Here is a 23,001-nt window from a genome sequence, read left to right on the forward strand (position 1 = left end):
CTTACTTGCGTCATCCTCTCTCCCATCGGAAGAAGTCAGGAGAATAAGCATGTTCAAGAAACTCGCTCTCACCGCCTCGGCCATCGCGTTTGCCCTGTCGGGTTGCGCCACCACGCCGGGTGCGACCACCAGCGTCGATGCGCAGACCGCGCAGACGATGACCTCGAACGGACCGGCGCTGTGGCGCGTGTCGGACGAGGATACGACCGTATATCTGTTCGGCACGGTCCACGTCCTGCCGGAAGGTCTCGACTGGCTCGATCCGACCGTAGCGAATGCGCTGGCGTCGTCCGGGCAGTTTGTGAGCGAGATCGACACGAGCCTGGTGCCCGAATACGATCCCACGTCCGGTGAGGCGCCGCCGCCCGAATTGATGGCGATCGCGCAGATGCAGGCGCAGATGGCGCTTCTTCAGACCGGCGGCACGCTGCGCGACCTTATGGAAGAGGACGACCGCGCCGAGTACGAGGCCGCGATGCAATCGCTCGGTCTGCCGGTGAATGCTTTCGATCAGTTCGAACCGTGGTTTGCCATGATCAGCATCGGCCAGGTCGCCCTGATGCAGTCCGGCTTCGATCCCGCAAGCGGCGTCGAACGCACGCTCGATCGGATGATCGACGGCAAGGAACGCTATGCCTTTGAGACGGTCGAGCAGCAGCTCGGCTTCTTCGATGGCCTGCCTCTTGAAAGCCAGCTCGAATTCCTGGACGAAAGCGTCGAAGGCCTGCCCGAGGGTACCGACTTGCTCAATGCGATGATCGCGGAATGGATGGAAGGCGATGCGGACGAGCTCGCCGAAATTCTCAACGACAATATCGCAGATGCCGAAATCTATGACGTGCTGCTGTCCCGCCGCAATGCGAATTGGGCGGAGTGGATCGAGGGCCGCATGGACCAGCCGGGCACCGTTTTCATTGCTGTCGGCGCGGGCCACCTTGCCGGTCGCAACAGCGTCCAGGACTATCTGGCTGCGCGCGGCTTCGATGCGGAGCGCGTGCAATATTGATCCGCGCTTTTCTTTGCGTGGTCGGGGCGCTTTGGCTGGCAAGCTGCAGCGCCCCTTCTGCGTCCGACGATCAGGACTGGCCGGATCCCTCCCCCGCTCTATGGGAAGCGATCGGCCCCGATGACCAGCGCGCATTCCTCTTCGGCACGATCCACGCTTTGCCGGACGGCGCCGACTGGCGGACGCCCGCGCTGGAGCGCATCCTCGCCGATACCGATATCCTGCTCGTGGAGATCGGTGATCTGGAAAGTCGTGGCCGCGCCGCCAGTGCCTTCGAACAGCGCGCTTTCGATACCGGCCTGCCGCCACTGATCGAGCGTGTGCCGGTCAGCGAGCGCGCGCAGGTTATCGCGCTGGCCGAACGCGCCGAAGTCGATCCCGCCTCGCTTGTCCATACCGAAACCTGGGCGGCCGCATTGCAGCTCGGTAATGGACTCGCGTGCTCGGACAGCGCCAACGGAGTCGATCGCGCATTGATCGAACAATTCGATCAGGTGCGCGCGCTAGAGAGCTATGCATCGCAATTCGATGCTTTCGATACCTTGCCCGAAGGCGCGCAGGTAGCCCTGCTGTTGACGATCGCAGAGGAACAGGACTGCGCCGCCGGACAGGACCGCGTCCGCCACTGGCTGACGGGCGACATGGATGCGCTCTCCGCCTCTGTGGAGCGGGGCTTTCGCGGAAATGCGGCGCTGCGCGAGGCTTTGCTGGCGCGCCGCAATGCTACTTTTACCGAGCGGCTCGCCCAGATGCACGCCGAAGAACCGGACGAAACATTGCTGATGGCAGTGGGCGCTGGCCATATGGGCGGCGCTGACGGCATCCCCGCGCTGCTCGCCGCGCGCGACTACACCGTCCGCCGCATCCAATAGTTGCTTTTCGCGCGCGCGCTGCTAAACGCGCGCCTCCCCGTCATGGTCATCCCTGGAGGCGCGGCGGGTTGCGTATCCAATCTTTTGAAAGGCAAGACTTATGAGCGATGCTCTGAAACTGTCGGCCGACCTGCGCGAAAGGGCTGGCAAGGGAGCCTCCCGAGCACTTCGTCGCGAAGGCCGCATTCCCGCCGTGATCTACGGCGGCAAGGAAGAACCCACCCCGATCCATGTCGAGGAGAAGGAGCTGGTCCGGAATCTGATGACCGGCCATTTCATGAACTCCATCGTCATGATCGATATCGATGGCAAGACCCACCGCACGCTGCCCAAGGACGTGGCGCTGGACCCGGTGAAGGATCGCCCGATTCACGTGGACTTCTATCGTCTTGCCAAGGGCTCCAAGATCGTCGTGAACATCCCGGTGGTGTTCGTGAACGAAGAAGAAAGCCCCGGTCTGAAAAAGGGCGGCGTTCTCAACGTCGTGCGTCACGAACTCGAACTGGATTGCGAAGCGGACAAGATCCCCAGCCAGATCGAAATCGACGTCACGGGTCTGGAAGTCGGCGACTCGATCCACATCAGTGCCGTCAGCCTGCCCGATGGCGCCGAGAGTGCGATTACCGACCGTGACTTCACCATCGCCACCATCGTCGCACCGTCCGCTCTGAAGCGTGCGGAAGGCGAAGCGGCCGAGGGTGAGGAAGATCTGACGGGCGAAGGCATGGAGCCGGGCGAAACCGCTGCGACCGAGCAGGGCCCCGACGCCGATGCCGCGCAGGAGCAGGAAGACAAGAGCGAGTGATCGCTCACCGAGCCATGGCAGCCGCCACGGCTCTGGCATCGGGGCTGGCCAGCATCGCTGCGCCAGCCCCGATCGCCGCCGCCCAACAGACGCGGATCCTTCCGGCCGATCCGCAGGATTTTCAGTGCTACGTGCTGCTGCAGCAACGCAGATCGGCCTTTCTCGCCAATGCGACTCTGCCAACGGAGCAGCGCGCCGAATTCGTCAACAATCTGACGATCATCTCTGCCTTCTATGCGGGACGGATCAGCCACTATTCCTCCGCCGAGGCCGTTTCGCAATTTCAGAGCGCACGGACCGAGCTGGATGCGGCGTCGGCTGAGCAGCGCGACGCCTTCGCCAATGTCTGCACCAGCTTTTACGTTTCTGTCGCCAACCTGCTGTCTGCGACAAGCGAGCAGGTTCCCTCCCCCCGGCAATAGGGCGGATGCGCCATGCAGCTTTGGGTTGGCCTCGGAAATCCCGGTCCGCGTTACGCGATGCACCGGCACAATGTCGGTTTCATAACGTGCGACCTCATTGCCGACATGCACGAATTCGGCCCGGTGCAGAAAAAGTTTGCCGGATGGTTTCAAGAAGGCCGTATCGGCAGCGCAAAGGTGCTGCTGCTGAAGCCCGGCACCTTCATGAATGAAAGCGGGCGCGCGGTCGGGGAAGCGATGCGCTTCTACAAGTTGCCGATAGATGCGCTAACCGTGTTTCACGATGAGCTCGACCTCGCACCGTTCAAGGTGAAGGTGAAGCGCGGTGGCGGCCATGCGGGTCACAATGGCCTTCGCAGCATCGACCAGCATTGCGGCGCAGACTTCCGCCGCGTCCGCCTCGGCATCGGGCATCCAGGTCATAAGGACCGTGTGCACGGCCATGTCCTCGGCAATTACGCCAAGGCGGAGATGGACGGATTGACCGACATGCTCGCGGCCGTGGGAGCGGAAGCGGAATGGTTGGCCAAGGGCGACGACGCGCGCTTCATGAGCGACGTTGCCTTGCGAATGCAGGACTAGCCGCGCGCCGCGCGGGCGGCGAGTTCGCGGTCTATGGCCTCCGCACCGCTGCGACTGGCGAAGGGCGCAATCGTGCGGCGAGCGGCAGCCACTTCGCCGCTTTCGAGCAGGATGCGCGTCAGCAGGCGGGCATAAGCGGCATTATCCGGATGTCGGCGATGCAGCGGAGCGATCATCGCCCGCGCCTGCTCCACCTGCCCGACATTGAGTAACGCCTCACCATACAGACCCCGCGCGTCTTCGTGATCGGCGACCGCACTCTCGTGGTTCTGCAGCAGGTCTCTCGCAGCCTGCCATCTGCCTTTGAAGGCCTCGAGGCTCGCCGCGAGATAAACGAAATCGATATCGGCGGGATAGGTGCGGCGCCCGCGCTGGATCAGTGGCGTGATCAGGTCGAGCCTGCCGAGCTTATCCAGTTCACGAATGGCACCAAGCAAAGCCGGCCTGTCGGTCGGGTCGCGTTCGAGGATCGCAAGATAGGCACGCGCAGCAAGTTCGGGCTTGTCGTCCAGCTGTGCGAGGCGCGCAGAAACGAATAGCGTTTCGATACTGCCTGGTGAGAGGCGCTGAGCTTCCCCAATCGCACGCCTCGCCGCAGGGGTATCCCCACGCGCGAGGTAAAAGCTGGCTGCAGCTGTGAACAGCTTGCTGCGATCGCCAGCCGCCATCGTGCCCTCGCGAAAGGCGTCCGCCGCCGCACGGTCGTCACCCGCCATCTGCGCTGCCAACGCCCGCAGCCGCCAGGCCTCGGCACTGTCAAGATCTGCCAAGAGTTCGAGCGCGTCCTCCCGATTGCCCGCCTGCAATAACGCTTCTGCGCGGATCAGCGTGCCTTGTGGCGACGCCGCGTCGGGGTCTTTCAATCTGTCCAGCGCCGCAAGAGCATCCGCCCCCTGCCCCATCGCGATATTGGCCTGCGCCAGCAAAAGCAGTGCTTCGCCATTTGCGCCATCTGCCTTCACAGCGGCAAGAGCTTGTTGCCTCGCTTCGGCATAGTCCTGCGCCGCGAACGCATCTCTCGCGCCATCGAGCGGATCGCCGGAGCACGCAGCCAAAGGCAGCACGAAAGCGGCGAACGCCAGACGCAGTTTCAGCACACGGAGCATCATCCGCCGTTTAACTGCAAACCCTCAATCTTTCGTGAAACGTCGAGAATCTTAACATGCGGCACGGCATTCGGCGAAAGAAACGGCGGAATTTCGGGATTGGCAAGACGCTTGCTTAACATCGCATCAAGCAAATGTCTTCGAGATCACGAATGATGAAGAAACTCGCCACTGCCCTCGCAACCATCGCGACCCTCGCCATCGCGGCGCCCGCGCATGCGGATCCGATCACACTCGATAGCGGCAATATCGGCGACACGTTCCAGATCGATCTGAACGGGTTTTCCGGGAATAGCAGCGGCGTCGTCGACAACCTCACCAGCACGCTTTTGCTGACGCTGGATGAAGTCACCGGCGATCGTTACACTTTCTCTTACGAAGTGCAGAACACGACCGGCAACGGCCTGACTTCGAACATTTCGAGCTTCGCGTTCAATGTCGATCCGGACATTTCAGGCGCCAGCGTCACCGGGGCCTACAGCTTCGCCTTCGTCGCCGACGGCCGGGGAAGCGATCCGCGTTATCCGAACCAGGTCGGCAATGTCGATGTCTGCTTCAAGGCCCGCAACAGCGGCTCGTGCTCGAATGGCGGCGGCGTGTCGGAAGGCAGCACCGGGGCCGGCATGCTGAACCTGTTCTTCGATCAAGACGAGACCGAAATCACGCTGAGCGATTTCTTCGTGCGATATCAAGGCATCACCGGGGCCGGTCACGTGACTTCGGCCACGGGCGGTCAGACACTGACAAGCGACATGCCTCCGGGCGGCACGACCACCACCGGCACACCGGTTCCGGCACCGGGTATGCTCGGCCTGCTCGCTCTGGCTCTGGCTTCGCTGGGTTTCGTCCGGCGGTGGCGTCAGCTGGCGAAACCTGCTTACGCCTGAGAAGCGCGAACTGATCAAACGGGGGCGTCGTCCGAAGGGGCGGCGCTCCTTCTCGTTCAGCCTTGCGCTTCGGCCAGATGCCTGGCGATGACCGGATTGTCGGGCGCCAGCTTCGCCGCGCGCTCCAGAAGAAGCAATCCTCGAGATCTGTCGCGTCCGCTCTGCACCAGAAGCCATCCTGCCGTGTCCATGACGCTGGGATGATCGGGCGCAAGCGCCAAGGCGGCTTCCGCAACGCGGATCGCCTCCTCCATCTCGCCCGCCCTACTGCGGGCATAGGCGAGATTGTTCAGCACTATCGCATTGCTGTCGCCCGTCCAGCGGCGCAGCTCTTCTTATGCGTCGATTGCGGCGCGCCAATTCTGTTCACGAAGCGCGGCGTCGCCTGCGGCCAGTAGAGTGCCCAGACGCTCCGCCGCCGGTGCACGCTCCAGCGCCTCCTCGACTTGTGAAGGCTGACCCGATGTGCGCGCTGCGCTCGTGAAAATGGCAAGGTCCTGCGATGTGCCGCGTGGGCTGGTCGCCAGGGGTCGGATCGTCGCATAGGCTGCCGCGCTCTGCCCGCTTTCAAGCTGCGCGCGCGCGAGAAGGCGGCGCGCCACGGCACGGTCCGGATACCGGCGAAGCTGCGCCTGCAATCGTGGCATCGCCTGCTCCGGCAGGTCGAGCTCGATCAGGGCGCGGGCGTAGAGCATCTGCATGCGCGCATCCTCGCGCCCCTCGATCGGCTGGAGGTAGCTGCGCACGGCGCGCCAGTCATTGTCCTCCGCCGCCAGGCGCGCTTGCAGGTAAAGTGCGTCTGGATCGCCCGGTGCGCGCTGCACGAAGGCATCGATCAGGGGGCGCGCTTCCCGTGTGCGCCCGAGTTCGCCAAGCATGCCGATCCGACCAAGCAGCGCCGCGCGGCTCTCGGGCCAAACCTCCGCTGCGACCTCGTAGAAGCGTAGCGCATCGGAGAGATTGCCGCGTGCCTGTGCGACGCGCGCATTGGCAAACAGCGGATCGAGTCCGTCGGGGTCGATATCAAGAGCCTGGCCTGCGAGACGCCGGGCGGCATCGCTGTCACCAGCTTCCAGCAGAAATATCGCATAATCGGCCAAAAGACGTGATCTGTCACCGCTGCGGCGCAAACCCTCTTCGAATGCCGCCTGCGCCGATCGGAGATCTTCCAATCCGATATGCGCGAGCGCCGCGATGCGCGCGCCGTTCGCGTCGCGAACCCTATCCGCGGTCGCAAGCGCCTGCTCGAAACGCCCCCGCAGCAAATCGGCCTCGGCAGACAGCTGCGCCATGTCTTCGAGAGTGGCTCCGAGGTCATGCAGCCTTGCTTATGAAGAGGCGGCCCCCTCGCCATCGCCGAGCTGCAGTTGCACGCGCGCCAGCATTTCCAGCGCGGCAATATCGTTCGCATCTTCTTCCAGGATACTGGCGAGATCGAGGCGCGCCTCGGTGAAGCGATTTTCGGCATAGGCCGCTTCCGCGCGCTCCATCCGCTCCGCCGGCGAAAGTCCGCAGGCGGCGAGCGAAAGCGCCAGTGCCGTGCCGAGCAGGATGCGCGATCTTGCAAACATCTCATCGCCGCTAGGGCAAGAGCGTTGAGAACCGGTTTACCAGTGCGCCAACCCCTTCCCTAGCGTCGCCGCGGCGGCTAGGGCGCGCGCAGCAAATTACATTCACGCAAAAAGGCACACAGTCATGGGATTTCGCTGCGGGATCGTCGGCCTGCCCAATGTCGGCAAGTCCACCCTCTTCAACGCGCTCACCGAAACGCAGGCGGCGCAGGCGGCGAATTATCCGTTCTGCACGATCGAACCCAATGTCGGCCAGGTCGCCGTGCCGGACGAACGGCTGGAGAAGATTGCCGGTATCGCGCAGAGTGCCAAGATCGTGCACACGCAGCTTGGCTTCGTCGATATTGCGGGGCTCGTGAAAGGAGCCAGCGCGGGCGAAGGGCTCGGCAACCAGTTTCTCGGCAATATCAGGGAGGTGGACGCGATTGTTCATGTTCTTCGGTGCTTCGAGGATGACGATATCCAGCATGTCGCCAACCATGTCGACCCGATCGCCGATGCGGAGGTTGTCGAGACGGAATTGATGCTCGCCGATCTCGAGAGCCTCGAAAAGCGTGTCGACAATGCCGCCAAGCGCGCGACGGCGGGCGACAAGGAGGCCAAGGCGCTGGCCAGCGTGCTCGGGCAGGCGCTCGAATTGCTGCGTGACGGCAAGCCCGCGCGCCTCACCGAGCCGAAGGATGACGAGGAAGTGCGCCTGCTTCGCCAGGCGCAGCTGCTGACGGCGAAGCCCGTGCTCTATGTATGCAATGTCGCGGAGGAGGATGCGGCCGAGGGCAATGCCCTGTCCGCGCGGGTATTCGAGAAGGCTGAAGCCGAAGGCGCCCAGGCCGTTGTCGTATCCGCTGCGATCGAGGCGGAGCTGGTGGCGATGGACGAAAGCGAGCGCGCCGAATATCTCGCCGAGCTGGGCCTTGAGGAAAGTGGCCTCGCCCGCGTTATTCGTGCCGGTTACCGCCTGCTTGGCCTGCAGACCTTCTTCACTGCCGGGCCTAAGGAAGCTCGCGCCTGGACCTTTCCCGAAGGTGCCAAGGCGCCGCAAGCCGCTGGCGAGATCCACACCGATTTCGAGAAAGGCTTCATCCGCGCCGAAACCATCGCTTATGACGACTATGTGTCGCTGGGCGGTGAAACTCCCGCAAAAGACGCTGGCAAATTGCGGCAGGAGGGCAAGGAATACGTCGTGCAGGATGGTGACGTGATGCTGTTCAAGTTCAACGTTTAACGGCCCGGTCCTTCGTACCGAACCACCGCCTGAATGGGACGGCGAGGGCGGCCGCCAACACCAGTAGCGCGATACCGAGCGGCTGAAGCAGCTTGGCGATCACTGCGAACACGCCTGCATTCTTCGCCACCGCAACACCGACCCCGGTCGCGACGAGGCCGGCGACGCCATAGCCGGCGACCTCGTCCCGCTCGGCATCGAAATCGGCGTAGCGCGCACCCGGGACAAATTCCGTGCGCTCGGAAAGCTGCTTGGCCACGGTTGACACCTCCGCAAGGCGGTCCATCGGCGCGACGATATTCATGCTCAGAACGCCATATCGACCAAGTATGCGCACATTATAATGCAGCGTGTTCTCCCCGCCATCGAAAAAGCGCAGTTCGCGCGCCCAGGTCACGGTGTTGGATACGCTGTCATATGAAGGGCGCTCGGCCCAGCCGAGCAATTGCACAGGCGTATAGCCGTCTTCGCGCCGTTTATCGTTCTGCGCGCGGACCTGCGCCTGCATCTCGTCCATCAATGCGTCGTAATCCGCCTCTCGCGCAGTGTCCGCCGCGACATGTCCGATCGGCTCCCACCGAATGACCGCACCCCATTCCGGCGATTTGGCATCGGCACTTTCGGGTACGATCATGCCGAGTATGTCGTCGGCTTCGGTCGAAGGATTTTCCCACAAATCGACGACGATGCGCCTTGCGTCGGCTGGCGGCAGGAAGCGCAAATCCGGCCCCAATGCGATCCGCGCATCCGCCGCGGAGAGTGGCACGACGCGATCTTGCGCAAGCAACGCTTGCGGCCATAGCAGCAAAAGGAAGGCAGCGATCAGACGGATCATGCCGTGCCGCTTAACGCCCAATCCTTTCGATCCGGTTGGGCAAAAAAAGAAACGGCGCGAGAAAGCAGAATGCCTTCCCGCGCCGTTCGCAATCGTAAGTCGCAGAGTTACTGGTTCATCATCGTGTCGGCGTATGCCGCCCAGAGTTTGGCGATCGGATCACGCTCACCGGCAATCTGCTCGAAATTCGCTTTGGCAGCAGTGTAATTGCCCTGCTGCGTCTGCGCGATTCCCAGTCGCAGGCGCGCAGCGTCGGCGTCAAAACCGCGATCGAGCGCCAATTGGTAGAAACGCTCCGCATCGTCGTAGCGCTCGAGCGAGTAGAGCACGTCACCGGTGCTGAAGGCGGTTCGCGCATCGCCGCTTTCGGCTTCGCTGATATAGTCGTTCACCTCACTGCGGTCGCCCGCGGCGCGCGGCGTGGCAATGCCACGCAGCTCGACCAGATAGGCATCGCCCGCGTCGATGACGCCGCTATCGACACCGCGCTGCAGGACGGCGAGCACTTCGCTACCCATGATGCGCGGATCGAGATCGTCGGCGAAATTGAAATATTCCTGCGAGCTCGAGATCGTGCCAGTCGCATCCATCAGGCGGTAAAGATCGACCCGCGTGGCAGGCTGGAACTCATACAGAGCACGGACGACCTGCAGCGCATTGGTCCAGTTCTGCTGGGCGTTGTTATTGCGGAGCAGAAGCTGCGAGACCGTCACGGCTTCATTGCGAAGATCGTTGTCGTAGCTGTCCTGCAGGGCGCGCAGCAGCCAACGCTCCGGTACAGGCTGACCAGCGGCGAGCCTGCGTTCGGCCTCCTGCGAAAGGTAAGCGATGGACGCCGGGAAGTTTTCCTCAGCGGCGTAGCTCTGCGCGTAGATATATGCCGGGTCGTTCGCCGGATCACTGTCCGCATCGACGTAACCCGCAGCAACCGCCGCATCGAGCGCAGTCCGCGCGGCGGCATAATCGCCCGCGTTGAAGGCGAATTGCGCGTTGTAATAGTGATAGCGCGGGATGTCTGCAGCAGGCAGCTTTCCACTCTGCAACATCAACTGGATACCGCGTTGACGAAGGCCCGCGTCCTGCATGTTCTGACCGATCGCCTGAGCAAGATTGCCGACGACGAACAGATCGTCCGGCGTACTGGCCGATGCGATCACCGCATCGACGCGCGCCCGCGCACCCTGCCAGTCCGGCGTTTCATTCGTCACCATGTCGGCAACGGGCTGATATGCAGCTGCAAAGGCTTCGGAAAAGTCGCGGTCTTCCTGCGCGATCGCGGCAGGGGCATAGGCAGCGGAAGCGACAGCGCCGCCAGTGGCCAGCGCGATGGCGAGTGCAAGGTGCGAGGATTTCCGGCGAACGGAAAGGAAAGCACGGTACATCAATATGTTCTCCTGAAAGCTTCATGGCACGTCCGCTTTCGCGAACGCGTCGTTCCGGGGCGTATGGGTCTGTAACGCCCGAGATTGCCCATCTTTCCTACAAAATCGCCGCTGAATGGCGATTTAACGCGTCTGCCAGCCCTGTTCATGAGGCGTCGGCGGTCGAAGTGCCGCAAGTGTGGAAAAGCACGCAATTCGGGGCGAATCGCATTCCGCGCAACTGGCGCCGCTTGCGCCCGTCCCCTACCCTTCCAGATATGAAATTGGCAGCCACGGAAACACCCGTTCAGTGAGCGACGAAAGCAACATTCCCGCGCCCGACCAGGGCCCTGAACAATACGGCCGCATCGACATCGTCGATGAGATGAAGACCAGCTATCTCGATTACGCGATGAGCGTGATCGTCAGCCGCGCGCTGCCGGATGTGCGCGACGGGCTGAAGCCGGTCCATCGCCGCATTCTCTACGCCGCGCAGGTCGGCGGATACACGGCGTCACGGCCCTATCGAAAATCGGCCAAGATCGTCGGTGAAGTGATGGGTAGCTATCACCCGCATGGCGACAGCGCGATCTACGATGCGCTCGCCCGGATGGTGCAGCCGTGGTCGCTGCGCCTGCCGCTGATCGATGGCCAAGGCAATTTCGGCAGCATGGACCCGGATCCGCCGGCGGCCATGCGCTATACAGAAAGCCGCCTTGCGCGCGCGGCGGAGCCGCTGCTGAGCGACCTTGACAAGGACACGGTCGATTTCGTCGACAATTACGATGGCAGTGAGCAGGAGCCTTCCGTCCTGCCGGCCCGCTTCCCGAATCTGCTGGTCAATGGCGCGGGCGGTATCGCGGTTGGCATGGCAACCAATATCCCGCCGCACAATCTGGGCGAGGTGATCGACGGCTGCTTTGCCTACATGGACGATCCGGGCATCACGTCCGAGGCGCTGCATGAGATCATACCGGGTCCGGACTTTCCGACTGCGCCCTTGATCCTCGGCAAGGCCGGTGCGCGCTCAGCCTACACCACGGGTCGCGGTTCGATCCTGATGCGCTGCCGCCATGAAATCGAGACGGCGCGGGGCGACAAGGAAAGCATCGTCCTCACTTCCATTCCCTACCAAGTCGGCAAGGCCGGTTTGGTCGAAAAGATCGCCGACGCCGCGAAGGAAAAGCGGATCGAAGGTATTTCCGACATTCGCGACGAAAGCAGCCGCGCCGGTGTGCGCGTGGTGATTGACCTGAAGCGCGATGCGACGCCCGATGTGGTGCTCAACCAGCTGTGGCGGCATACGCCCGCGCAGACGTCCTTCCCCGCCAATATGCTCGCCATCCGCGGCGGCAGGCCGGAAACGCTGGCGCTGCGCGATTTCATCCAGGCCTTCATCCAGTTCCGCGAACAGGTCATCACCCGCCGCACCAAGTTCGAGCTGAACAAGGCGCGAGATCGGGCGCACGTCTTACTCGGCCTGGTGGTCGCGGTGTCGAACCTCGACGAGGTCGTGGCGATGATCCGCGGCTCCTCGAACCCACAGCTCGCGCGCGAGAAACTGCTCGCAAAGCAGTGGCCCATCGGCGACATCGCGCAATATATCGCGCTGGTGGAAGCCATCGAGCCCAGCGATACGGAAGAAGGCGGCACGTATCAGCTCTCCGAGCGGCAGGTGAAGGCCATCCTTGCCCTGCGCCTTTCCAGCCTGACCGCGCTTGGCCGGGACGAGATTGCCGACGAGCTCAAAGAGCTCGCCACGCAGATCGAATATTATCTGTCGATCCTCGCCGACCGGGCGAAACTCTATGGCGTGATGCGTGACGAGCTGCAGGAAGTGCGCGACCAGTTCGCAACGCCGCGCATGTCCGAAATCGCCCCTGCCTGGGACGGGATCGAGGACGAGGACCTGATCGAGCGGGAGGAGATGGTCGTCACCGTCACCCATTCCGGCTATATCAAGCGTACGCCTCTGGCGACGTTCCGGGCGCAGGCGCGTGGCGGCAAGGGCCGCAGTGGCATGGCGACGAAGGACGAGGATGCCGTCGTCGAAATGTTCGTAACGTCGACGCATAACCCCGTGTTGTTCTTCACGAATACCGGCCGCGTCTATCGCCTGAAAGTCTGGAAACTGCCCGAAGGGGGGCCGCAGACGAAGGGACGGCCGATGGTCAATCTGCTGCCACTCGGTGATGAGGAGCGTGTCACCAACGTGCTGTCGCTGCCGGAGGACGAAGCCGATTGGGAAGCGCTCAACATCGTCTTTGCCACCGAGCAGGGCATGGTGCGGCGTAATTCCATGGATGCCTTCACCAATGTGCCGACGGCGGGCAAATATGCGATGGGCTTTGTCGAGGGTAGCAATGACCGGCTGATCGGCGTCGAGTTGTTGAGCGAGGACCAGGAAGTCTTTCTCGCGTCCGACGCGGGCAAGGCCATCCGCTTCGCCGCCACCGATGCGCGCGAAACGAAGAGCCGGACAGGTATCGGCGTGCGTGGAATGGCGCTGAAGAAGGACGCCAAAGTCGTCAGCCTCGCCGTGCTCAACCGGCTGGATGCCGACATGGAGACGCGCGAAGCCTATCTGCGCGCCGCTGCGTGGAAGAACAACGAGGCCGAAGTGACACTGGACGCCGACACCGTGGAGGAAATGGCGGAGCGTGAGGAGTTCATCCTTACGCTCACCGCCAATGGCTACGGCAAGATCTCATCGGCCTACGAATATCGCACCATCGGTCGCGGCGGACAGGGCCTTGCCAATATCGGCGAGCCCTCGGACAAGGATCGCAACGGGCCAGTCGTCGCCAGCTTCCCGGTCAAGCATGGTTCGCAGCTGATGCTGGTCACTGACCGGGCAAAGCTGATCCGGCTGCCGATTGAATTTCGCCACATGGTGGATGGCGGGTTCGCGGAGCATAAGGGATTTTCGATCTACGGGCGCGGTTCGTCGGGTGTGCGCATCTTCGATGTCGCCAAGGGTGAGACCATCGTCGGCGCAGCGCTGATAGACGAGGACGAATCGCCCGAGAACGAGGCCGAAGAAGCGGTTGTCGAGGAGATGCTCGAACGGCGCGGCGGCGGTGACGAGACGACCCCGCACACCACCCCGCATTCGGATAACGATATTGAGGGCGAGCCCGACTCGAGCTAGGCCGCCCCGCCCTGTATCACGCTCAGCTCGGGATCGCGCTTGCGCAGCGTCGTGACGATGCCGACGGTGATCAGGAATTGTCCGAAGTAATAGATCGGCCAGACGAGATATTCGGGCAGCGGGCTTCCCGATAGCGGCCCTAGCCCGGCAAAGATCAGGATGTCGGAAAGGACGAACAGGATTGCGCCCGCGGCAACGCTGGCGCGCGGAAAGGTGCTCGTCCAAGCGGCAGCGGCCATGATGCCGAGCGCAAGTCCGTAGACTCCGGCGCCGATGGCGAAGAGCCCCTCGGCAAAGGTGTAAGCGATCACCGCCGGCAGAACGCAAAGCGCGATGAAAATGACGCTTTCCACGCCCTTCCCGGGTCCGCGCGTATGGCGCATGAAGAGCCGGATCATCATGAGATGGAAGATGACGAATATTCCCGCGCCAACGCGCAGGTCGAATTCGATCGCCATATCGGCCACGCTGGCGACGGCCATCGCAGCTGCGAGTAGTCGCGCATCGCTGCTGCCGTGCCGTAGCCAGGCATAGATCGCCAGAAAGGCGCAGGCGCTGCCCTTGATCGGCCAGAGATACAGCTCCGGCAGCGCGCTCACCCGCATATAGTAGAATGCCAGCGCCGCGATGACGCTCAGGACGAGGTAGGGGCGCTTGTCGACCAGTGCCTTTGAGGGTGCTCTGCGCGGCATGCGCCCTGCACTATCGCCGCCCCCGCGATTGCGCCAGCGCGCTTTCCGACTTATCTGCGCCGCCATGACCCATCAGGTGCACATTATCGGTGGCGGCCTCGCCGGAAGCGAAGCCGCCTGGCAGCTCGCCCAGCGCGGCGTGCGGGTGCGCCTTTCCGAAATGCGCGGCGGCGGCGGATCCACGCCGGCGCACCAGACGGACGGTCTGGCGGAAATGGTGTGTTCCAACTCCTTCCGCAGCGATGACGATACGAAGAACGCCGTCGGCCTGCTCCATCACGAGATGCGTCGGCTCGACAGCATAATCATGCGCGCAGGCGAAAAGGCGCGTGTGCCGGCAGGCAGCGCAATGGCGGTGGACCGGGACGTGTTCAGCGCAGAGGTCGAGCGACTGCTGGCGGAGCACCCGAATGTGGAGCTGGTGCGCGAGCTGGTGTCCGAATTGCCGCAGAGCGGCCTCACCATTGTTGCCACCGGTCCGCTCACCGCCGACGCGCTTGCCGCCAGCATCGTCAAAGCGACCGGTGAGGACCGCCTCGCTTTCTTCGATGCCATCGCGCCCATCGTCCACCGCGACAGTATCGACATGTCGAAGGCGTGGATCCAGTCGCGCTGGAACAAGCGAACCGAAGCCTCGAACGAGGATGGCGACTACATCAATTGCCCAATGACGAAGGAGGAGTACCTCGCCTTCCACCAAGGCTTGCTCGATGCCGAAAAGGGCGAATTCAAGGAATGGGAAGCCAACACGCCCTATTTCGACGGTTGCATGCCGATCGAGGTGATGGCGGAGCGTGGGGTCGAGACCCTGCGCTACGGCCCGATGAAGGGTGTCGGCCTCGATAATCCCTACGATACGAGCGAAGAGCATCCACAGGGCAAATGGCCCTACGCGGTCGTGCAGCTGCGGCAGGACAACAAGCTCGGCACGCTGTGGAACATGGTCGGCTTCCAGACGAAGATGAAATACGGCGCGCAAGTGGAGCTTTTCCGCACCATCCCGGGGCTGGAAAATGCCGAGTTTGCACGTCTGGGCGGGATGCATCGCAACACCTTCCTCAATTCGCCCATCGTGCTCGATCGCCAGCTGCGATTGAACAGGGGGCCGCATATCCGCTTTGCCGGGCAGATCACCGGCTGCGAAGGCTATGTCGAAAGCGCTGCGGTCGGCCTCATGGCCGGGCTGATGGCGGCGAGTGAAGTCGCTGGCGATGACTGGAGCGCGCCGCCGCGGACATCGGCGATGGGTGCGCTGCTATCGCACATCACAGGCGATGCGGAGGCGAGTAGCTTCCAGCCCATGAACGTCAATTTCGGGCTTTTCCCACCGCTGCACGAGGTGAAGAAGAAGCAGCGCAAGGAAGCCTATACCTCGCGCGCGAAGACGGAATTCGGCGAATGGCTGCGGTTGCGCGAGCGTGTGCCCGCCTGAGTTAGCAGCGGCAGCTGGAGGTTCGGCGCGGCGTGGGGCGGCTGGTGGCGAATTCGCCCTGCGTGAGCTCTCGATCGCCATTGCCATCCATCGCGTCGAAGCGCGTGGCAGTGGTCACGGCCCACTCCTCGAAGGTCAGCAGATTGTTGCCATCCTTGTCGAGCCGGCGGAACGCTTCGGTGCGGGTCGAGAGCATTTCATTGCGCGTGATCTTCAGATCGCGATTGCGGTCGTAGCGAAAGAAGCGTCGCTGTTCGCGGGTCAGCTCGCTTGCTTCGGGCGGTGCGGGCCCTTCCATGTCGGCGACATCGGCGCTGGGCAGCGCATCGGGATCATCCACCTCCGCTTCGGCAAGTGCATCCGGATCGGGCGGCGGCGCGGCCTGCTCGACCTGAGCCCTTCCCTGCATCCAGAACAGGCCCACGCTTAAGGCAATGAGCGTGAGGGCAGCCCCTAGAATCGCCTGTTTCAAAAATTGCCTTTCGTTCGTCTACAAAACTTTCTCTAGCGGCCGATAGCCCCAATCTTCAATGCTCTTAGGGCGGCTCCCCTACCCTCCATGAGGGGACGGCCACCGCGTCGGATTCCTCTCCTGCCTAAACCGGCCAATATCGCCAGAGGTCGCAACCTTCGCGGTAGTATGCCGAAATCTGAATGCACAGCGGCGAGACTGAGCACACGATCTCGCTCAGACCGGCTTACGACATTCGCAGCGAGGCCAGCCAAGGCCCAAGTCCGAACAGCCCTCTCTACCGTAGTAGGCGAAACGGTTATCTTTGCGATACTGACAAAAGAAGCCCACGCCGCCGTTCTGCCGAGCACGAATTTCTCAATCGCGAGCTCATCGAGGGCTTCTTCGAGCAGCGCCTCCCACCCGTCAACTAGGCCGACCAGCTCATGCAAGTCGTCCTTCCAGATGCTGCTTAAACAAGCCATCAATGGCTCTTTGATAGGCTGAGATATCGTAGACCCTCGCATCGCATCGCGCCACCACGCAAGACGCATTTGTCGGATCAACACTTCGCCACCGTTAGCCACCACCTGAGCGAGGCGTGCATCCAGTTTGAGCAATGCTTGCAATGCTGATCGGTCGCGAGGCGAAGCGTAAGCTACTGCAATCTCCAAATCAGGTGTCAACTTTATCTCTGCGCCATTCATTGTGCGCTCTTGCTTCCATGGTCAACTTCTGTCGAGGATTGGAAAAACAACCAAATTAAATCCAGTTCCCATCTAACGATTTATTATGTCGGCCTTAACCATATGGCGTCAAGAATTGTTTACTCGCTGCACCTAAAGCATGCGATGATTTATCAGGGATTGGGCTGTGAACAACGCAAAATCAACGCGATTTGGCTGGCGGCGGATGAAGAATCTGGCCTCCGATCAAAGCGGGAACGTATTGATGATGTCGGCAGCGGCCTTTTTGCCGCTCATGATGCTGGTCGGTAGCGCAGTCGACATGGGCGCCGCATACATCATTCGCGGCAAACTACAGAATGCCTGCGATGCCGCTGTGCTGGCTGGTAGACAATCCATGAGAGGCACCGAATTCACCGCAGCCTCCGAACGCGAAGCTAGAAAATTTTTCGACTTCAACTTTGCCGAAGGGAGCCTCAGAACGAGCGACCGCGAATTCAATATCACGCAGAATCCTTCTGACAGGCAGGAATTACTTGGCAGTGCTTCTGCTTCCTTTCCTACCTTTATCATGCAGATTTTTGGTTTCGACAGTATGGATTTGTCTGTCGACTGCGAAGCAAAGCGTGACGAGGCGCACAACGACATCGCTTTGGTTCTCGACGTCACCGGCTCGATGGCCGATTCCCCAGTAGCTGGCGGTCAATCGAAGATCGAGTTGCTTCAGAACGGGGCGCTTGGCCTATACCGTGCACTCGCAGACGCGCCAAACTCTCAGACGCGATACGCAATTGTTCCGTATTCTCACACGGTCAATGTTGGCGGTCTACTAGCCAATAAGGACATCCTTCGCACCCAAAACTACGTCGGTGGAAATTGCAATAGAGATTACTACTGCTGGCCAACAACGAAAAGCGTGCACATCGACGATTCGAGTTGGAAAAACGACGGATCATCTACTGGTTCGCGACTGACCGCTTTTCGCAGAGATGATGCTGGGTGTATCGAAGAACGACCAAGCCGCGGGCAAAGCGGCAGTTCTCCAACCATCTTGGCCTCCGTAACGAGGGCTGACGTCGATGAATACGCTTCTGGCAACAACGATATCGCGCGCCAGTTCGGCCGATACGACCCGGCAATGCACCACCATTACAACGGCTATTGGAATGGCGCGGCATATATTCTCAGATATGACCGAGACACCTGGATTCAGACGGGCTGTCCGGCAAGAGCATCAGGCTTTTCGACTTTCACCAACGAACGAAGCTTCGACAACGCGATAAAAAGCGCGACCTCGCGCGTAACCGGCGGCACTTACCATGACGTCGGCATGCTTTGGGGTTTGCGCTTGATGTCACGGACCGGCCTATTGGCCGACACAAATCCAACCGAGATTGGCGCTGTGCCGGTAAACCAGCACATCGTATTTATGACGGATGGACGGCTTGATACCGGATCGACTTTGTATTCGGGGCATGGTGTGGAAGCATATCAAAACCGCACTTCGGGTTCTGGCGACCTAAATAGCAAGCATCTTGCCCGGTTCCACTCGACATGTGACCTGGCCAAATCGATGGGCATCACCACTTGGGTGATAGCGCTCGATGTTACCGATACGGATGACATCGAACCTTGCGCGACCAGCGCCGATCACTTTTACATCAGCGATGGATCGGATCTAGAGGGCGTTTTCGAGTCAATCGGGCAAGGTATCGGTAATCTGAGGCTGTCGCGATGACTGCGTTCAAAGAAAAATTCGTCGCTATGCTTGAAGACGAAACGGGCGCTACCGCTGTCGAATTCGCAATGGTTCTCATCCCATTCTTGACGATTGTCATCGCGGGCATGGACGTGGCTCACCATGCGTTCATGCGGACGCAGCTGCAAGGTGCCCTAGCTGACGCAGCCCGCCGGGCCAGTGTGGAAGACCCCGAGTTCATTGCAGCGGGCGACACTCTGGAAGATCGAATTAAAAATGCGGTGAAAGATCAGGTCAATATTGTTGCGCCAAAAGCGACATATGACATCGAAATTTCCAATTTTTATGACTTCAGCGGAATTCGAAATCCCGAAAAACTCATGCGCGACAATAATGAGAACGGCGTTTTCGATTCATGGGACAACGACTGTTTCCAGGATCTCAACGAAAACGGACAGCATGACAGCGATACGGGGCGCGCTGGCGTTGGCGGAGCAAGCGACGTTGCGTTCTATCAGGTCACGGTCACCGTGCCACGGCTTTTCCCGGCGCATGCTTATGTAGGCGTGTCTCCGAAAATAACGATGCAGGCCGAGATTGCTGTGCGCAACCAGCCGTACGATAACCAGCGCGAACCCCCGGTAGTGTGCGGAGAGTGACATGATCATTCACTTTATCAAGAGAATGCTTAAGTGTTGCGAAGCGGTGGCGATGGTCGAGTTCGCCCTAGTCTTTCCTTTGCTTTTGCTAACGATCTTTGGCGGAGTTGAACTGGCGAACTACGCCGTCGCACACAATCGCATCAACCAGATGGCAATGACCGTCGCGGACAATGCAGGTCGCATCCCGGTTGCCGTGGATGAAGCCAACATCTACGAGGTTTTCGCAGGCGTGGAAGTGATTGGAGAACCGCTTGACTTCGAGAAACGAGGGCGGGTCGTCCTGTCGTCTTTACACGAAAACCGCGAAAAGGACTCAAGAAAAGGTCAGATGATTGGTTGGCAGCGTTGCTGGGGTGACCTCGACATAAGCTCTGCTTACGCCGAAGAAAACGACGGGAAAAGCGACGCCAGTTTAAAGGACGGGTTGGGCGCTTCAGGTAATCGCATCACGGCCGCGCCCGATACGGCGGTGATGTTTGCCGAGGTGACCTATCTTTACAAGCCTATCGTATCGGCGTTCTGGTCTGGTCCCGCGGAAATTAGGCACGAAAGCGCCTTCAATGTGCGTGGCCGCGTCAATCAATCGATAAGCAACGGCAACAGGCTGGATGTCATGCGCTGCAACTGAAGTTTGAATGAAGCTGCCTTAACTTCGGTAGCACACTTTCATCACGGCATCGACGACACGGTCCTTGTCGATCAGGGCCAGCTTTTCCAGGTTCGCCGCGTAAGGAAGCGGCACGTCTTCGTTGCAGACGCGCAGCACCGGTGCATCGAGATGGTCGAAGCCGTCCTCCATGCAGACCGAAATCACTTCCGAAGCGATCGAGCAGGTCGGCCAGCCTTCCTCGGCGATGACGAGTCGATTTGTCTTGGCAAGCGAGGTTAGGATTGCCTCGGTATCGAGCGGGCGTAGCGTTCGAAGGTCGATCACTTCGGCATCGATGCCCTGCTCCGCCAGTTCCTCCGCAGCGTCCAGCGCCACGCCGACGGCGATGGAGTAGGACACGATCGTCACGTCCGTACCTTCGCGCATGGTGCGCGCCTTTCCGATGGGCAGGACATGATCGTCCAATTGCGCCACTTCGAAATTCTGCCCGTAGACGAGCTCGTTTTCGAGGAAGACAACCGGGTCCTCGCTGCGGATCGCAGCCTTAAGCAGGCCCTTGGCATCTTGGCTGTCATAGGGCGCGATCACGATCAGCCCCGGCACGCTGGCATACCACGGCCCGTAATTCTGGCTGTGCTGCGCGCCGACGCGGCTTGCCGCTCCGTTAGGCCCGCGGAACACGACCGGGCAGCGCATCTGGCCGCCGGACATGTAATTGGTCTTGGCGGCAGAGTTGATGACGTGATCGATCGCCTGCATGGCGAAGTTGAAGGTCATGAATTCGACGATGGGGCGAAGGCCGCCCATCGCCGCACCCGCGCCGATACCGGCGAAACCATATTCGGTGATCGGCGTGTCGATCACGCGCTTGGGTCCGAATTCATCGAGCAGGCCCTGCGTCACCTTGTAGGCGCCCTGATACTCGGCGACCTCCTCGCCCATCACGAAGACACGCTCATCGCGGCGCATTTCCTCGGCCATCGCATCGCGCAGCGCCTCGCGCACGGTCAGCTTGACCATGTTGGTGCCGGCAGGAATGTCCGGATCCTCCGCCCGGGCCTTGGGCTGCGGCTTTTCGGCAATCGCTGCCTCGCTGCCGCCGCCTGAGCTATCCGGGCGACCGACATCCTTGCCCTCGCCCGGTACATTATCCACCTGCTCGGCATTCACCGGCGTATCGATGTCGGAGGCATCCTCACCCTCGCCCGCCAGGATGGCGATGACGGTGCCGACTTTCACCTCCTCGGTGCCTTCCTCAATCAGGATCTTGCCGACCGTACCTTCATCGATGGACTCGAATTCCATCGTCGCCTTGTCGGTCTCGATCTCGGCCAGAACGTCGCCGGCGGAAACGGTGTCGCCCTCCTTCACCAGCCATTTGGCGAGAGTGCCCTCTTCCATCGTGGGCGAGAGAGCGGGCATTTTGAGTTCGATGGCCATCAGTTCGCTTTCGTCTGCTGGTGCTGGATCAGCGTCCAGCCTTCATCCGCTCCGCGCCAGGTGCTGGAGCAATAGGCTTGATAGGGTTCGTCCGCGCCGCGCACGCCGCGGGCGCGATAGGCAAGGACGGTATTGGTCTTGCCGGGACGAGAAACGTGGCGCTCGGTCATTTCGACCGCGTCCCAGCGCGGGGCCGAGCGCATGCCGGCAACGGCGAAGTCGCGGTCCAGCACGCCTGCCTCGGGGAAGACCAACAGTGCATCCTCGGCGATAATGGCGGCGCAATCGTCGACGGGGGCAGTCCATAGACGCTCCTCCATCTCCCACAGCGCCTCATCGGTGATCGCCATCAATAGGTGTCCACGAGGACGTCGGTATAGAGCTCTGCGGCTTCCGGCTCGGGCGAGCTTTCCGCGAATTCGGCCGCGTCGGAGACGGTTGCGCGGATCGCCTTGTCGATTTCCTTGAGCCTGTCCTCGTCGATACCGGCCTTGCCGAGATCCTTCTTCACCCGCTCGATCGGATCGTTATTGTCGCGCTGGCCCTGAACTTCCTCGCGCGTACGATACTTCGCCGGGTCGGACATGGAATGCCCGCGATAGCGGTATGTATTGCACTCCATCAGCACCGGGCCGTTGCCATCGCGCACATGCTTGAAAGCGATTTCCGCGGCCTGGCGCACGGCGAGCACGTCCATGCCATCCACGTCCATGCCGGGAATGCGGAAGGCCGCGCCGCGGCGATAGAATTCGGTCTCTGCGCTGGAGCGCTTGACCGCCGTGCCCATGGCGTATTGATTGTTCTCGACCACGAACACCATCGGCAGGTTCCACAATGCCGCCATGTTCATCGTCTCGTAGACCTGGCCCTGGTTCGCCGCGCCGTCTCCGAAATAGGCGAGGCACAGCCCGCCATCTTCGTTGTACTGATGGGCGAGCGCGAGCCCGCCGCCCAAGGCGACCTGTGCGCCGACGATGCCGTGGCCGCCGTAGAATTTATGCTCAGTGCTGAACATGTGCATCGAGCCGCCCTTGCCCTTCGAAATACCGGCGGCGCGGCCCGTCAACTCGGCCATGATGACCTTGGGATCGATGCCATAGGCGAGCATGTGGCCGTGATCGCGATAGCCGGTAATCACGCTGTCGACGTCATTGTCCAGCGCGCTCTGCAATCCGATGGCGACCGCTTCCTGCCCGATGTAGAGGTGGCAGAAACCGCCGATCAGGCCGAGGCCGTAGAGCTGGCCCGCCTTTTCCTCGAACCGGCGGATAAGCAGCATCTGCTCGTAAAAATGCAGCAGCTGCTCTTCGCTGGCGTCGAACCGGCCTTCCTTCTCCAGCGATTCCTGCAGGCTCTTCAGCGCAAAATCGTCCGGCGCCGCTTCCGGCTTGGCATTCTTTTTCGCCGGTGCGCGCTTGCTCTTCGCGGGAGTGGAGGCTTTGGCCAAGACAGGTCCCCTTCTGGCACCGGACATCCGGCACATGTGTCGTGTGAAATGCCTATAGG

The 23,001-nt window shown here is 61.4% G+C and carries 23 protein-coding genes; 12 read left to right on the plus strand and 11 right to left on the minus strand.

Features of this window, described 5'->3' with window-relative positions; genetic code table 11:
• The first annotated feature begins 49 nt into the window (after window positions 1-49).
• The 5 genes from D6201_RS03305 (at window position 50) to pth (ending at window position 3,687) form a co-directional block, all read left to right on the plus strand.
• Window positions 50-1,006, plus strand: a complete 957-nt coding sequence (locus D6201_RS03305; protein WP_120047477.1) for a TraB/GumN family protein — start codon at window positions 50-52, stop codon at window positions 1,004-1,006.
• Window positions 1,003-1,878, plus strand: coding sequence for a TraB/GumN family protein (locus tag D6201_RS03310; RefSeq protein WP_165853484.1), 876 nt, complete (start codon window positions 1,003-1,005; stop codon window positions 1,876-1,878). The genes D6201_RS03305 and D6201_RS03310 overlap by 4 nt, the downstream gene beginning before the upstream one ends.
• 100 nt (window positions 1,879-1,978) lie before the next feature.
• Complete coding sequence (locus D6201_RS03315) at window positions 1,979-2,683, plus strand: 50S ribosomal protein L25/general stress protein Ctc (protein WP_120047481.1); 705 nt, start codon at window positions 1,979-1,981, stop codon at window positions 2,681-2,683.
• On the plus strand, window positions 2,680-3,105 hold the full coding sequence (locus D6201_RS03320; RefSeq protein WP_133303929.1) for a hypothetical protein: 426 nt from the start codon (window positions 2,680-2,682) through the stop codon (window positions 3,103-3,105). The genes D6201_RS03315 and D6201_RS03320 overlap by 4 nt, the downstream gene beginning before the upstream one ends.
• Window positions 3,106-3,117: 12 nt before the next feature.
• Window positions 3,118-3,687 carry an aminoacyl-tRNA hydrolase gene (gene pth / locus D6201_RS03325; RefSeq protein WP_120047485.1) on the plus strand — a complete coding sequence of 190 codons (570 nt, stop codon included), beginning with the start codon at window positions 3,118-3,120 and terminating at the stop codon, window positions 3,685-3,687.
• Here the strand turns inward: pth and D6201_RS03330 are convergent.
• Window positions 3,684-4,796 (minus strand): tetratricopeptide repeat protein, encoded by a 1,113-nt coding sequence (locus tag D6201_RS03330; protein ID WP_120047487.1) that lies wholly within the window; start codon window positions 4,794-4,796, stop codon window positions 3,684-3,686. The two genes, pth and D6201_RS03330, sit on opposite strands and share 4 nt — an antisense overlap.
• 149 nt (window positions 4,797-4,945) lie before the next feature.
• On the opposite strand from D6201_RS03330, the gene D6201_RS03335 reads away from it, so the two are divergent.
• Window positions 4,946-5,680, plus strand: a complete 735-nt coding sequence (locus D6201_RS03335) for a cistern family PEP-CTERM protein (protein ID WP_242447407.1) — start codon at window positions 4,946-4,948, stop codon at window positions 5,678-5,680.
• Window positions 5,681-5,736: 56 nt separating this feature from the next.
• Here D6201_RS03335 and D6201_RS03340 read toward each other — a convergent pair whose 3' ends face one another.
• From D6201_RS03340 to D6201_RS03350, 3 genes are read right to left on the minus strand one after another with little or no spacing between them, the layout of a single operon-like run.
• Window positions 5,737-5,976, minus strand: a complete 240-nt coding sequence (locus tag D6201_RS03340) for a hypothetical protein (protein WP_165853485.1) — start codon at window positions 5,974-5,976, stop codon at window positions 5,737-5,739.
• A 39-nt stretch (window positions 5,977-6,015) separates the two neighbouring features.
• A complete protein-coding gene (locus tag D6201_RS03345) occupies window positions 6,016-6,972 on the minus strand; it encodes a tetratricopeptide repeat protein (RefSeq protein WP_120047491.1) in 957 nt (318 codons plus the stop codon).
• A 36-nt stretch (window positions 6,973-7,008) separates the two neighbouring features.
• Window positions 7,009-7,251 (minus strand): hypothetical protein, encoded by a 243-nt coding sequence (locus D6201_RS03350; RefSeq protein WP_120047493.1) that lies wholly within the window; start codon window positions 7,249-7,251, stop codon window positions 7,009-7,011.
• A gap of 124 nt (window positions 7,252-7,375) precedes the next feature.
• Between D6201_RS03350 and ychF the strand changes: the two genes are divergently transcribed.
• On the plus strand, window positions 7,376-8,476 hold the full coding sequence (gene ychF / locus D6201_RS03355; protein WP_120047495.1) for a redox-regulated ATPase YchF: 1,101 nt from the start codon (window positions 7,376-7,378) through the stop codon (window positions 8,474-8,476).
• On the opposite strand, the gene D6201_RS03360 is transcribed toward ychF, so the two are convergent.
• A complete protein-coding gene (locus tag D6201_RS03360) occupies window positions 8,466-9,311 on the minus strand; it encodes a DUF2167 domain-containing protein (protein ID WP_120047497.1) in 846 nt (281 codons plus the stop codon). The two genes, ychF and D6201_RS03360, sit on opposite strands and share 11 nt — an antisense overlap.
• A 107-nt stretch (window positions 9,312-9,418) precedes the next feature.
• Window positions 9,419-10,693 carry a hypothetical protein gene (locus D6201_RS03365; protein WP_120047499.1) on the minus strand — a complete coding sequence of 425 codons (1,275 nt, stop codon included), beginning with the start codon at window positions 10,691-10,693 and terminating at the stop codon, window positions 9,419-9,421.
• A gap of 289 nt (window positions 10,694-10,982) precedes the next feature.
• On the opposite strand from D6201_RS03365, the gene gyrA reads away from it, so the two are divergent.
• Window positions 10,983-13,823 (plus strand): DNA gyrase subunit A, encoded by a 2,841-nt coding sequence (gyrA, locus tag D6201_RS03370; RefSeq protein WP_120047501.1) that lies wholly within the window; start codon window positions 10,983-10,985, stop codon window positions 13,821-13,823.
• Here the strand turns inward: gyrA and D6201_RS03375 are convergent.
• On the minus strand, window positions 13,820-14,515 hold the full coding sequence (locus D6201_RS03375; RefSeq protein ID WP_165853486.1) for a lysoplasmalogenase family protein: 696 nt from the start codon (window positions 14,513-14,515) through the stop codon (window positions 13,820-13,822). The genes gyrA and D6201_RS03375 overlap by 4 nt on opposite strands.
• A gap of 64 nt (window positions 14,516-14,579) precedes the next feature.
• Here D6201_RS03375 and trmFO point away from each other — a divergent pair, with 64 nt between their 5' ends.
• The gene (gene trmFO / locus D6201_RS03380; RefSeq protein ID WP_120047505.1) at window positions 14,580-15,947 is read left to right on the plus strand and encodes a methylenetetrahydrofolate--tRNA-(uracil(54)-C(5))-methyltransferase (FADH(2)-oxidizing) TrmFO; all 1,368 of its coding nucleotides are present in this window, start codon (window positions 14,580-14,582) and stop codon (window positions 15,945-15,947) included.
• A 1-nt stretch (window position 15,948) separates the two neighbouring features.
• Here trmFO and D6201_RS03385 read toward each other — a convergent pair whose 3' ends face one another.
• Complete coding sequence (locus tag D6201_RS03385) at window positions 15,949-16,419, minus strand: EF-hand domain-containing protein (protein WP_120047507.1); 471 nt, start codon at window positions 16,417-16,419, stop codon at window positions 15,949-15,951.
• Window positions 16,420-17,310: 891 nt separating this feature from the next.
• On the opposite strand from D6201_RS03385, the gene D6201_RS03395 reads away from it, so the two are divergent.
• The 3 genes from D6201_RS03395 to D6201_RS03405 are packed head-to-tail and all read left to right on the plus strand — an operon-like array spanning window position 17,311 to window position 20,073.
• A complete protein-coding gene (locus D6201_RS03395; protein ID WP_120047511.1) occupies window positions 17,311-18,822 on the plus strand; it encodes a TadE/TadG family type IV pilus assembly protein in 1,512 nt (503 codons plus the stop codon).
• On the plus strand, window positions 18,819-19,442 hold the full coding sequence (locus tag D6201_RS03400; protein ID WP_120047513.1) for a TadE/TadG family type IV pilus assembly protein: 624 nt from the start codon (window positions 18,819-18,821) through the stop codon (window positions 19,440-19,442). Before D6201_RS03395 ends, D6201_RS03400 begins: the two co-directional genes overlap by 4 nt.
• 1 nt (window position 19,443) lies before the next feature.
• Window positions 19,444-20,073: a TadE/TadG family type IV pilus assembly protein gene (locus tag D6201_RS03405; protein WP_120047515.1), complete on the plus strand. Its 630-nt coding sequence runs from the start codon at window positions 19,444-19,446 to the stop codon at window positions 20,071-20,073.
• 18 nt (window positions 20,074-20,091) lie between these two features.
• Here the strand turns inward: D6201_RS03405 and D6201_RS03410 are convergent, their stop codons facing one another.
• The 3 genes from D6201_RS03410 to pdhA are packed head-to-tail and all read right to left on the minus strand — an operon-like array spanning window position 20,092 to window position 22,942.
• On the minus strand, window positions 20,092-21,495 hold the full coding sequence (locus tag D6201_RS03410; RefSeq protein WP_120047517.1) for a pyruvate dehydrogenase complex E1 component subunit beta: 1,404 nt from the start codon (window positions 21,493-21,495) through the stop codon (window positions 20,092-20,094).
• Window positions 21,495-21,845 carry a DUF4440 domain-containing protein gene (locus D6201_RS03415; RefSeq protein WP_120047519.1) on the minus strand — a complete coding sequence of 117 codons (351 nt, stop codon included), beginning with the start codon at window positions 21,843-21,845 and terminating at the stop codon, window positions 21,495-21,497. Before D6201_RS03415 ends, D6201_RS03410 begins: the two co-directional genes overlap by 1 nt.
• A complete protein-coding gene (gene pdhA, locus D6201_RS03420; RefSeq protein WP_242447408.1) occupies window positions 21,845-22,942 on the minus strand; it encodes a pyruvate dehydrogenase (acetyl-transferring) E1 component subunit alpha in 1,098 nt (365 codons plus the stop codon). Before pdhA ends, D6201_RS03415 begins: the two co-directional genes overlap by 1 nt.
• Window positions 22,943-23,001: the final 59 nt, after the last annotated feature.

Origin of the sequence: Aurantiacibacter aquimixticola (assembly GCF_003605475.1) — a bacterium.
Taxonomy (GTDB): Bacteria; Pseudomonadota; Alphaproteobacteria; order Sphingomonadales; family Sphingomonadaceae; genus Alteraurantiacibacter; species Alteraurantiacibacter aquimixticola_B.

What these genes read in the sequence shown, in the direction of transcription:
- D6201_RS03305 (WP_120047477.1), top strand. Translation starts at nt 50, where the DNA reads ATGTTCAAGAAACTCGCTCTCACCGCCTCGGCCATCGCGTTTGCCCTG.
- D6201_RS03315 (WP_120047481.1), top strand. Translation starts at nt 1,979, where the DNA reads ATGAGCGATGCTCTGAAACTGTCGGCCGACCTGCGCGAAAGGGCTGGC.
- pth (WP_120047485.1), top strand. Translation starts at nt 3,118, where the DNA reads ATGCAGCTTTGGGTTGGCCTCGGAAATCCCGGTCCGCGTTACGCGATG.
- D6201_RS03330 (WP_120047487.1), bottom strand. Translation starts at nt 4,796, where the DNA reads ATGATGCTCCGTGTGCTGAAACTGCGTCTGGCGTTCGCCGCTTTCGTG.
- D6201_RS03335 (WP_242447407.1), top strand. Translation starts at nt 4,946, where the DNA reads ATGATGAAGAAACTCGCCACTGCCCTCGCAACCATCGCGACCCTCGCC.
- D6201_RS03345 (WP_120047491.1), bottom strand. Translation starts at nt 6,972, where the DNA reads ATGGCGCAGCTGTCTGCCGAGGCCGATTTGCTGCGGGGGCGTTTCGAG.
- D6201_RS03350 (WP_120047493.1), bottom strand. Translation starts at nt 7,251, where the DNA reads ATGTTTGCAAGATCGCGCATCCTGCTCGGCACGGCACTGGCGCTTTCG.
- ychF (WP_120047495.1), top strand. Translation starts at nt 7,376, where the DNA reads ATGGGATTTCGCTGCGGGATCGTCGGCCTGCCCAATGTCGGCAAGTCC.
- D6201_RS03360 (WP_120047497.1), bottom strand. Translation starts at nt 9,311, where the DNA reads ATGATCCGTCTGATCGCTGCCTTCCTTTTGCTGCTATGGCCGCAAGCG.
- D6201_RS03365 (WP_120047499.1), bottom strand. Translation starts at nt 10,693, where the DNA reads ATGTACCGTGCTTTCCTTTCCGTTCGCCGGAAATCCTCGCACCTTGCA.
- D6201_RS03375 (WP_165853486.1), bottom strand. Translation starts at nt 14,515, where the DNA reads ATGCCGCGCAGAGCACCCTCAAAGGCACTGGTCGACAAGCGCCCCTAC.
- trmFO (WP_120047505.1), top strand. Translation starts at nt 14,580, where the DNA reads ATGACCCATCAGGTGCACATTATCGGTGGCGGCCTCGCCGGAAGCGAA.
- D6201_RS03395 (WP_120047511.1), top strand. Translation starts at nt 17,311, where the DNA reads ATGAAGAATCTGGCCTCCGATCAAAGCGGGAACGTATTGATGATGTCG.
- D6201_RS03400 (WP_120047513.1), top strand. Translation starts at nt 18,819, where the DNA reads ATGACTGCGTTCAAAGAAAAATTCGTCGCTATGCTTGAAGACGAAACG.
- D6201_RS03405 (WP_120047515.1), top strand. Translation starts at nt 19,444, where the DNA reads ATGATCATTCACTTTATCAAGAGAATGCTTAAGTGTTGCGAAGCGGTG.
- D6201_RS03410 (WP_120047517.1), bottom strand. Translation starts at nt 21,495, where the DNA reads ATGGCCATCGAACTCAAAATGCCCGCTCTCTCGCCCACGATGGAAGAG.
- D6201_RS03415 (WP_120047519.1), bottom strand. Translation starts at nt 21,845, where the DNA reads ATGGCGATCACCGATGAGGCGCTGTGGGAGATGGAGGAGCGTCTATGG.